Here is a 9,222-nt window from a genome sequence, read left to right on the forward strand (position 1 = left end):
TTTCCTCGCGTGTCAGCTGGCAACAAAAATGGCGGTTCCGCCTACGAGAACTTCCGGGGTGGACGCCGAGAATGTGACGGACAGGGTAATGGCGGCGGTAACACCTGCGGTCACGCTGTACAGGGCGCTACCCGCAAGCAGATTCGCTCCCGCATTGTTGCCCGCGCCACCCAGATAGGTCGCGCCGGTCGCGCTTAACCCCCAGTTGGTCATTTTGGCCGAGCCGGCTGTGCCTGCGTTGTAGTCAATCTTGAGCGTGCCTGACTTTGTGGGGGTGAAAGTCAAGGTTGCCGACCCGGAAGCCACGTCAGTGCCAGTCGCACTAAACGGCATCAGCGAAACGTCGCCATTTTCTGCAAGCTCGTATATGGTGGTGGCCGTAAACACCTGCGGCCTCCCGGTATTACCGGAAACCGTCAGGCCATTGACCTGCACATCCGATCCAGACAACGCCCAAATGCCGGACACGTAATTCGGCAACTGGCTCTGAACAGCGGAAACGGCAGCCACACGATCGGATGTTTCGGTTGTTACGTCCGAATACAGGCCCAATGTGTAATCCGCGGCGACCGTAAACACCTGGGGTCTCCCGGTATTACCGGAAACCGTCAGCCCATTGACCTGCTGGTCCGCCCCCGACATGTACCAAATGCCGGACACGTAATCCGGCAACTGGCTCTGAACAGCGGAAACAGCAGCCACGCGATCGGATGTTTCGGTTGTTACGTCCGCGTAGGTGGCGATAAGCTGCCAGTTGATGGCGGCCCCCGTTTCCCCATAGCCGACCATAGGGCGTCCGGTTATGGACCAGTACTGGGCATAGATGGGGACATCCCCGTTCGCGGAAACGGCTCCATACTGACCAGAGACCAGCGGCCCCATGTCCGTGGTGCCTGCCCGGTAACGCAGGATGCCAGAGATGTCGGATGCGTTGCCGATACAGACCTTGTCGTCTGTCTGATCCGTGCCGCCCCCCTGCTGGACCGGGGTGAAGCCAAGGGTATCCTGCTTGCCCGCCTGCAATTGCGGAATGGTGTCATAAAATGGCGCGCCATTCGCCTGCGTGATCATGTCCGCCGTAATGGCCGTGGCCCCGGACGGGACCGTTATGGTCCACAGGGGGAGCGATCCATCAGGAATGCTCGCGCCAATGCCCAGACGCGCCAGGTCCTGCCGCACGGTCGGGGCGGACTGCCCGCTGTTGCCGGCCCCGGCATAGGTCACGGACGGATCGGCGGCGTTATAGAATGGCAGCACGGTATAATCCGCATCCTGCGTGATGCCCGCGACATAAACCGTATAGGCCGCACCCGTGCCGGGCACCGTCAGGCTGACCGGGTCGCGGCTGGTGAACTGCTTGACAGACGCACTGGCAACGGCGCCAAGCGTACCATAGGGCACGGCGTCAATCACGCCGGGCGCTACTAGCGAACCGGGCGCGACCGTCAGCGCAAGGCCGTCGCCGGGCGTGCAGGCAAAGCCGCTGGCCGCGATCGTGGCCCAGCCATAGGCCATGGCCGCAAGCTGGCCCAGCCCGACATAGGCGTTGCGCTGCGCGTTCAACTGGTCGCTGTCCAGCGGTATCTGCGCGGGGTAGACGATCTGTCTGTCCATTATCCAAGGGTCTCCACATCCTGGACCCATGCGATGCTGCCTGCGGGCATCACATTCGCAATGCGGTCCAGTGTCTGTGTTGCGGGCGGGTTCGTGTCGCCGGTCGGCAACTGGGCGAATAGCTGGAAGGGTGCTGCGCGCGACCCGTAGCGCAGGGCGGCCACGCCATAGCCGTAGCCGCCGCCAATGGCGGGGCTGGCCATGCTGGCGATGCCCTTGCAGTCGGTTGCGTTGCGCGGCTCGATCACGCGGCCCGGCGCGCCCACCTCATCGGCAATGGTGTTGACCACGTCGGGCCGGGTGCCGAGCGAGGGGAACAGCGCTTCCCTGATCCGGGCACGCAAGGCGTCGTCACTTTCGCCGGGGTTGCGCGTCAGCAGCGTGCCGAAGAAGTCGGCGGCGAACATGTCCAGGAACGCGCCGGTCATGGTGGCCAGACGGGTCTGGGTATCAGTGCCCGCCAGCATGGCCCATATCCATGCAAACATGCCGCCGTAACCCTGCAGCAGCGCGTTCAGCACCGGGGCCTGTTCGGCCTCCCCCGTTGCGGGGGCTGCCGGGAACCATCCCGTCGGCAGCAGCCTGCGGATGCGCAGGGCAAGGCCGTTTTGCGATATGTCAGCCAAAGGACACCGTCCCCGCACGGTAGGCCGTGCCGGTTATTGCGGGCAGGTCCACCGTGCCACCGGCCAGTGTCACGCCGGTTACGTTAGTCACCGACGTGCTGGACGCATACGCGATCTGGATCAGGCGCGAATAGCTGGCGGCATTCCCGATGGCGAGACCGTTCAGATAGGTCGCGATATTGGTGCTGATCGTGGCCTCGACCGTGGCGAGGTCGCCGGTGCCGTTCACGCTGACCGTCATGGCGACGGCAGGCCGCACCACATTGGGCCGCACCACCATGATGGACACGGCCGCCGGGCGCACGGCATCGACGGCCGCATAGACCGCATCAATCACGCTGTCGGACACATCGCCCGACCCGTCATCGACAAACACCACCACGTTGCCGGGAAGGGTTGCGCCGGACGTGTCCACGTTCTCCACCACCTGGTAGATCAGGTCGGCGGACACATCCGTCACCGCGTTCTCGATCGCGCCGATCGTGGCCTTGGAGCGGCTGTTGATATAGGCCACGAACCGCGTGCGCAGGGCGGCATCCGTTTCCCCGTCGCTGCCATTGGTCAGGGCGGCGGTGTTGGTGACCGTATCAATGCCCGCCACCGCCGTGCCCAGCAGGCAGATCGCGCCCGCCGTGACATTGCCGGTCGCGCCCGTGGTCTCGCACTGGACCGGCACGGTGATGAACGCCGTGCCCGCGGGGCGCACATAGGCGCTGTCGGCCGCCGACCATGCCGGGTTGGTGCTGTCCGCCACCACATCATAGACCAGGTTCGATGCGGTCTTGACCGTCGCACCCACCGCGATGGTGGCCGACTGGCTGGATGGCGTGAATGATGTGAAGGTAACCGTGCCGGTCGCAGCCGTCCCCGCCTCGCGCGACAGGCCGAAATCCTGCACGAAACTGTCAACATCCGACCCGATGGAGGTCGCAAGCCGCGTGCGCGAGAGGATCTGTAGCGCAATGAACTGGAACCAAAGCCCCAGCCCCGCCACAGCTTCAAGCATGGCGCGGCCGGGCGAGCCGATATTCAGGTCCAGCAGCGCCGGGCACGCGCCCTGCGCGCTGGCGACCATGTTGGCCAGCGTGGTCCTGAAGGATTGGAAGGTGATGGCCAAGCGGGCCTCCCGTTAAAAAAGGCGGCTCCGGGGAACCGCCTGTCAGGTGCTCAATGTCAGTTCCTGCACCGTGCCGGTGGTGGCGTCGGTGTAGGCTATGGCCAGCAGGTAGGCCCCGGTTTCCGGGCTGGTTATGGTCACGGTGACGGGCCGGGTCTGGTCCACGCCGGCCTCGGCCTGCATCTGCTGCAGCACAAGGGCGCGGATGCCCGCTTCATCCATGACCGTGCCGACCCGCGCAGGCAGCCCCGCGCCGTAATCAGGCTGCCAGATATACGCGCCCGCATTGGTGCACAGACGGCGCAATAGCGCCTGCCGGGTCTGCGCCGCCCCCGTGACAACGGCCACGCCGCCCGTGCCCGACAGGTCAAGGTCGCCGCCCATGGTGTGGGACAGCGCGCTCATGACAGTTTCAGCAGGAGCGACAGCTTGTGCCGTTCCAGCATGCCCACGGTTTCGGTTACACTCATCTCGCCCGCGCTGTAATTGCTGAACGCCCTGTCGGGGTGGATGGCCAGCGCCACCAGGCTGATGATGCCGCCCGCCTCCACTTCCGCCCGAATGCCATCCAGCATGTCCAGCATACGCTGCCTGTCCGGGGCCTGTGCCGGGCGCAGGGTGGTGACTGTTGCACTCATTGTGGCGCTCCTGTTGTGCCCGGCGCATCCGTGACCGGGTGGGTGTGGCCGTGGCCGGACGTGCCGTTGGCGATCACGTCCGCCTGCCCCGTCACGGTGCCCTGCGCGGTCATGTCCTTATCCGTGGTGATGGGGCCGCCGGTCACATGCAGGCCGGTTGCGTCCAGCACCATGCCCACGCTGCCGACTTTCCACGCCTTGCCGGTGGCGGTCAGTGTTTCTGTGGCCTGCCCTGCCCCGCTATGGATCGTGTCCTTGGTGATGTGCCACCACGGCGCGTTATCGGTCGCCTGCCCTGTCGCCGTGCCACCATTCGCAGGTGGCGCGCCGCATCCGGCCACGATCAGCATCTCGCCCGGCTGGGCCGGCTTGCCCGTGGCGGGGGACGCGGGCGGCATCACCACCGCGTCATACACCGGCACGGCGGCCACGCCGTGTTCTGCGTCCGCCTCCACATGCACGACCAGCACATGCGTGCCGATATCGGGCGGGCAGGCGATGCGCAGGCTGCCGACCTGCATGGCGGCGCAAGGCAGCCATCCACTTTCGATGTTGCTCGGCTGGGTCATGACCTTGACGGCGTGGTTGACCGGGTCCACCGCGCTGACCAGCCCGAAGCGGGGCTGCGCCAGCGTGCCGGCCATGCTGGCTGCGACCATGCGTGTATCAGCCATCCGTTTCCCCTTCCTGCAAGGTGTTGCGCGCGCGCAGGGTGACGTGCTGGGCAAAGCCGCCCTGCCATGAAAAGCTGCTGGTCACGGCGTCCACATCCAGCGTGCCGTCCCATGTCGTGTTCGTGCCGGACAGGCGCATGAAGTCGCGCGGCGCCAGCGTCACGCAGCCCGGGATGGTGCCGGTTATGGTGCGGGCATGCGCCGTGATCTGGTTGTATTTCTGCCGCGCGATCCGCTTCAGGTCATCCAGCCGCGCGCCGGGCAGGGCAAAGCTGTGCAGCGTGCCCGTGCCGTCGCCGGGCACGGCGCTGCCGCCGCCTGCGGACCAGTAGTACTCGACCCGCGTGCGCTGGCGGCTGTCCCAGCTCATGACATGCACGACAACGCCGCGCCCCACCTGGTAATCGCGGGTGAAATGCAGGCCGTACGCCCCCATCGCGACCGGGCTGCCGGGGCCTGTATCGGCATAGTCCAGCACATGGGTATTGGCGGCCGTGGCCGTGGGATATGGCGCGCAGACAATGGTGGCGCCATCGGCATACAGGTCGCACCCGGCCATGGTGGCCATGGTGCGGGCCAGGTCGAACGCGGTCTGGAACCGGCTGTGGGTGGCGGCGGATGCGCGCTTGTGTTCCACCTGCCAGAACTGCCCCACCATGGCGTCGGTCATGGTGACATCGGGCGTAAGGCCCGCTGCCGTAACCATGGCGCGGACCACGTCGGCCCCGGTCATGTTCATCCACCCGTCGCGTACCCGCATGTCCAGCAGCTTCGCCAGGTAGTCGCGGCACTGCACCTGCACCGATGTCGCGGCGGGGCTGAGGCCGACATGGTCCACGATGCCACGGAACATCGTCACCCACTGCGCGCCGTCCCGCGCCGCGTCACGCATCTGCACCGTAATGTCGATATCGGGCAGCGTCGCGCCCTGCCCCGCCGGTTGCAGGTCGAACCACAGCCCGCCCGGGGGAATGCGCGCCCGGTCCACCGCCAGCGTCATGTCCAGCGTATCGGCGCGGCTGTAGCGCGTGCGGGTCAGGGTGAACTGTTCCAGCCCGGTTTCCGCGCGTTCGGCCCCGTTCACCAGAACGCGCGCGCGCGGCATGCGCCATATGGGCTGCGTGGATGCGGGGGCATTCAGGCCCGCGCTCATGACGCTACCCCCGGCACGCCGCTGTCCTGCAAGGCATCGGCATCGGGCAGCAGCAGGCTGACGGGCGTTGCGAACGCCGACAGGTCGGGGTCGCCCATGCCGTTCAGCCGCGCGATGCGCCACCATTGCGCGGCATCGCCCAATTGCCGTGCCGCCACGTGGTACAGGGAAATGTCACTGGCCGTGACCTTGATCGTTGCTGGCATGTCTGGCTCCCGTCACGGCGTGACCAGCGGGCCGTCCTGCGTGCCGCTGGTGGCCGAAAGCGTGTTGGCGTAGGCCCGGTTGACCAGCGCGCCGGACGTGACCGACGCGGTGTGCAACTGCGCGTTCTGGGTCAGGGTGGACAGGCTGGCGGCGTTGGCCGGCGTGATGGATTCAAGGTTCGCGCCACTCAGGCCGATGGCCGTGGTCAGGCCCGCGCCCGATGCTTCCAGCCCGGATAGGACGCTGGCGGCGCTGTCGGGCGCGGAGGCCAGGTTGACCCCCGCGCCCGACAGGCCGCCCACCATGCCAAGCTGGTCCTGCACGCCTGCGAACACCCCGCCCGCCCCCGTCATGTCGGCAATGGGCGTGACCTGCGCCATGACGGTCCCGAGCTGGCCGGTGATATTGCCCGCAATGGTCGAGACATCATCCAGCGCGCCGGTGACGGCCGACAGGGCGGACCCCGCGTCATCCCCCACCAGCGCCGACAGGTCCGACGCCACGCCGGCCGTGCTGGCGACCTGCGGCGGCTGTTCCAGCACCAGCCGGTAGGGAATGACGATGCCCTTGTGCGTGTAGTCGTACGAATACTGCACGATGCGCACCAGCAGCGACAGCCCCGCCCCGCTGAAGGCCACGGGCTGGCCCGCAATGCGCATCTGCTTGAGCATCCACGCCCGTTCAATGGCGGTGGGGCCGACAAACGTGCCCGACAGTTCCAGCCGGTCGGGGTCGTTGCCCACCGCGTCGATGATCCTGTTCCCGCCGGGCAGGCGGTGGACGGCGACCTGCTGGGTGCCCCCATCGCGGATCAGGTGCGGCACCTCCATGCCGGTCAGGGCCAGCCCGCCAATGGTCACGGGGGCCGACGCCCACAGCCGCCCGATCGAACCGATCGCGGTCTGGGCATTCATAAGGGTCAGGGACATGGGTATGCTTCCCCTTTCTGGCCCGCCGCCGCCCACGGGCGGCGCGGGGGCGGGATGGGATGGAAATGGGGGAAAGGGCGCGGCGCGGACCGGGTCGCGCGGCCATGCCATCATTGCCCCTGTCTAGCGCCAGAGCGCGCAGGCTGGAAGGATGATCGCCGTCGGGGCGGTTTTTTTCACGTAGCGCCCGGGCGCGGGAATGACGGCGGGTGTCGCGGCATGGCTGCTGGAAGGCAGGAGATTGTTGCGGCAAGGCAACGGGGTTCAGGGTAGTGTCCCCCCTTTCGCAATTCAGTCGCACGGGTGCGGAACGCGCAATGCCCCATGAAATCCCCTACGCCTTTAGCTGTGTTTTCCTTGCGGCGGTCGTCCGTGGCCTTTCCGGGTTCGGCTTTGCCCTGCTGACGGTCATTTCCCTGTCATTCGTGCTGCCGCCCGCCACGATCGTCCCGGCCATGTTCGTTCTGGAAGTGGTGGCCGGACTCCACCTGGTCCCGTCAATCTGGCGGGACATCCACTGGCGTTCGATAGCCGTCATGGTCGGGACCGCGATCGTGTTCACGCCGGTGGGCGTGTATTGTCTGGCGACCGTCCCGGTTGCGCCGATGAGGCTTGTGCTGGCCGGCCTCATCTTCATCACCGCCCTCGTGCTCATGGCTGGCATCCAGATGAAACGCATGCCGACACTGGCGCAGACAGCGGCAACCGGGGCGACTGCTGGCATCCTGAACGGGGCGTTCGGCATTGGCGGGCCGCCCATCATCGTGTTCTTCCTTGGCTCGCCCCTTGCGCTGCAGGCGGGCCGCGCCTCGATCATCGCCACGTTCCTGGCGATGGACATGGCGGGCCTGCCCGCGCTGTTCGCATTCGGCCTGTTTGGCCGGGACAGCGTCAGGCTGGCTGTCATCTCGCTCCCGGCGCTGGTGGCCGGACTCTGGCTTGGCGCGCGGCTGGCCGGACGCATGAGCGAGGCCGTGGCGCGCAGGGTCGTGCTGGCCGTGCTGATGGGGATGGCGATGGCGACCGCCGCCCAGGGCCTTTTCCCGGCATGGAAGGGAGGGTGAGCGGCCACTGGCCGCAAAGCGTTGGCGACCGCCGTTTTATGGGGCCTGCGACCCGGTGGCGGCTGCCGGAAGCCTGTAGGGCGCGCCATGATGCCCCGCACGCTCACACCCCTGTCGCGTGTCCCGGCATCTGCGGGTAGCGGATCACGTCGGGCGCGGTGCCGGTGGCGCGCAGTTCGTGCCGGGCGGCGGCGGTGTCGATCCGGGCCATGGCCTGCCCCACCGCCTGGTGGTCCAGGGTGACGGGAATGGTGACCTGCATGACCGGCGGCCTGTCGCCCGGCCTGCCCGCCGGTGCGGATGACGCGGGGCCGCCCGTCCGTTCCATGGGGCCGGGACTGATGAAGGGCGGCCTGCCCCGCGTCCGCTCCCGTGGCGGCAGGGACGCCGGGAACGGGGTCACCCCACGCGCCGGTACGGGCCGGGCGCGCGTGGCGCGGGGCATGGGCGGCAGGCGGGCTGCCTGCGATATTGTCGGAGTCATGGCGCGCGTAGCCGGGATCGCCATGGCCGCCGGTGTCCGGCCCGGCCGCAGGTCGGGCAATGGCGGCGTGACGGCGGGCGTGGCGCGGGCGGGCGGCATGGCGAAGGCGACCGCGCCATGCGCCCCGCGCCCCATGCGGGGGATACCAGCGATGGGCGCGGGGGCGCGCGCCATGATGGGCGGGGCGGGCGGGGCCGCGATACGCCCCCGTGGCATGACGGCAGCCGCCATGGCGACCGCCCTGCCCCGTGGCGTGAAGGGTGCCGCGCGGGGGCTGTCGGCACGGGCCGCGACCCGTCCGGCCCACGGCATGGCGGCAGCGCGCGCGGGCGTGCCACCGGCGGCGGGGGCCGTCCGCGCAGGGGCGGTGCGCATAGGGGCAGTGCGCGTAGGGGCGGCGCGCACAGGGACGGGGCGCACAGGGACGGGGCGCACAGGGGCAGCGCGCACAGGCAATGGCGCGGCGGCGGAGCGCATGGCGTCGGGCCGGGGCGTGGCCCGGGACGCGGGCAGTCCCGGCCCGTTGCCCCGTGGCGCGGATGGGGGCATGGCGTATCGCCCCTTTTTCGCGGTGGGCGCGGATATTGGCATGGATATTGGTGGGGATTTGCGTGTGGATTCAGGCCAGGCGCGCCCCGCCGTGCCCGCGCGCGCCAGCCAGCCGGGCGCGGCGGGTGATGCCCCGGCCATGGCCCCCGGCCAGCCGGGCATGGGGG

Annotated in this window: 12 protein-coding genes and 1 pseudogene; 3 read left to right on the forward strand and 10 right to left on the reverse strand. The window is 68.3% G+C overall.

Annotated features, from left to right (window positions below; all coding sequences use genetic code 11):
* Positions 1–12: 12 nt before the first annotated feature.
* The 9 genes from CFR76_RS18365 to CFR76_RS04645 are packed head-to-tail and all read right to left on the reverse strand — an operon-like array spanning position 13 to position 6,958.
* Positions 13–1,614: a hypothetical protein gene (locus tag CFR76_RS18365; RefSeq protein WP_244191787.1), complete on the reverse strand. Its 1,602-nt coding sequence runs from the start codon at positions 1,612–1,614 to the stop codon at positions 13–15.
* Entirely contained in the window at positions 1,614–2,240 is a 627-nt protein-coding gene (locus CFR76_RS04610; RefSeq protein WP_110556053.1) for a hypothetical protein, read from the reverse strand. Before CFR76_RS04610 ends, CFR76_RS18365 begins: the two co-directional genes overlap by 1 nt.
* Positions 2,233–3,357, reverse strand: coding sequence for a baseplate J/gp47 family protein (locus CFR76_RS04615; protein WP_110556054.1), 1,125 nt, complete (start codon positions 3,355–3,357; stop codon positions 2,233–2,235). The genes CFR76_RS04610 and CFR76_RS04615 overlap by 8 nt, the downstream gene beginning before the upstream one ends.
* A gap of 42 nt (positions 3,358–3,399) precedes the next feature.
* The gene (locus tag CFR76_RS04620) at positions 3,400–3,762 is read right to left on the reverse strand and encodes a phage tail protein (RefSeq protein WP_110556055.1); all 363 of its coding nucleotides are present in this window, start codon (positions 3,760–3,762) and stop codon (positions 3,400–3,402) included.
* On the reverse strand, positions 3,759–3,995 hold the full coding sequence (locus tag CFR76_RS04625) for a hypothetical protein (protein WP_110556056.1): 237 nt from the start codon (positions 3,993–3,995) through the stop codon (positions 3,759–3,761). Before CFR76_RS04625 ends, CFR76_RS04620 begins: the two co-directional genes overlap by 4 nt.
* Complete coding sequence (locus CFR76_RS04630) at positions 3,992–4,669, reverse strand: phage baseplate assembly protein V (RefSeq protein WP_110556057.1); 678 nt, start codon at positions 4,667–4,669, stop codon at positions 3,992–3,994. Before CFR76_RS04630 ends, CFR76_RS04625 begins: the two co-directional genes overlap by 4 nt.
* A complete protein-coding gene (locus CFR76_RS04635; RefSeq protein ID WP_110556058.1) occupies positions 4,662–5,822 on the reverse strand; it encodes a hypothetical protein in 1,161 nt (386 codons plus the stop codon). Before CFR76_RS04635 ends, CFR76_RS04630 begins: the two co-directional genes overlap by 8 nt.
* Positions 5,819–6,028 (reverse strand): hypothetical protein, encoded by a 210-nt coding sequence (locus tag CFR76_RS04640; RefSeq protein WP_110556059.1) that lies wholly within the window; start codon positions 6,026–6,028, stop codon positions 5,819–5,821. The genes CFR76_RS04635 and CFR76_RS04640 overlap by 4 nt, the downstream gene beginning before the upstream one ends.
* Before the next feature lie 12 nt (positions 6,029–6,040).
* The gene (locus CFR76_RS04645) at positions 6,041–6,958 is read right to left on the reverse strand and encodes a hypothetical protein (RefSeq protein ID WP_110556088.1); all 918 of its coding nucleotides are present in this window, start codon (positions 6,956–6,958) and stop codon (positions 6,041–6,043) included.
* On the opposite strand from CFR76_RS04645, the gene CFR76_RS18665 reads away from it, so the two are divergent.
* Together CFR76_RS18665 and CFR76_RS04650 are read left to right on the forward strand one after the other, a co-directional pair.
* Positions 6,957–7,085, forward strand: coding sequence for a hypothetical protein (locus CFR76_RS18665; RefSeq protein ID WP_279628920.1), 129 nt, complete (start codon positions 6,957–6,959; stop codon positions 7,083–7,085). The two genes, CFR76_RS04645 and CFR76_RS18665, sit on opposite strands and share 2 nt — an antisense overlap.
* Before the next feature lie 190 nt (positions 7,086–7,275).
* Positions 7,276–8,022, forward strand: a complete 747-nt coding sequence (locus CFR76_RS04650) for a sulfite exporter TauE/SafE family protein (protein WP_146222635.1) — start codon at positions 7,276–7,278, stop codon at positions 8,020–8,022.
* A gap of 103 nt (positions 8,023–8,125) precedes the next feature.
* On the opposite strand, the gene CFR76_RS17675 is transcribed toward CFR76_RS04650, so the two are convergent.
* On the reverse strand, positions 8,126–8,506 hold the full coding sequence (locus CFR76_RS17675) for a hypothetical protein (protein ID WP_146222636.1): 381 nt from the start codon (positions 8,504–8,506) through the stop codon (positions 8,126–8,128).
* Between CFR76_RS17675 and CFR76_RS04655 the strand changes: the two are divergent.
* Positions 8,505–9,222: pseudogene (locus CFR76_RS04655) on the forward strand (hypothetical protein); the annotation flags it as partial. The gene CFR76_RS17675 and the pseudogene CFR76_RS04655 overlap by 2 nt on opposite strands.

The organism is Komagataeibacter swingsii (assembly GCF_003207895.1).
Taxonomy (GTDB): domain Bacteria; phylum Pseudomonadota; class Alphaproteobacteria; order Acetobacterales; family Acetobacteraceae; genus Komagataeibacter; species Komagataeibacter swingsii.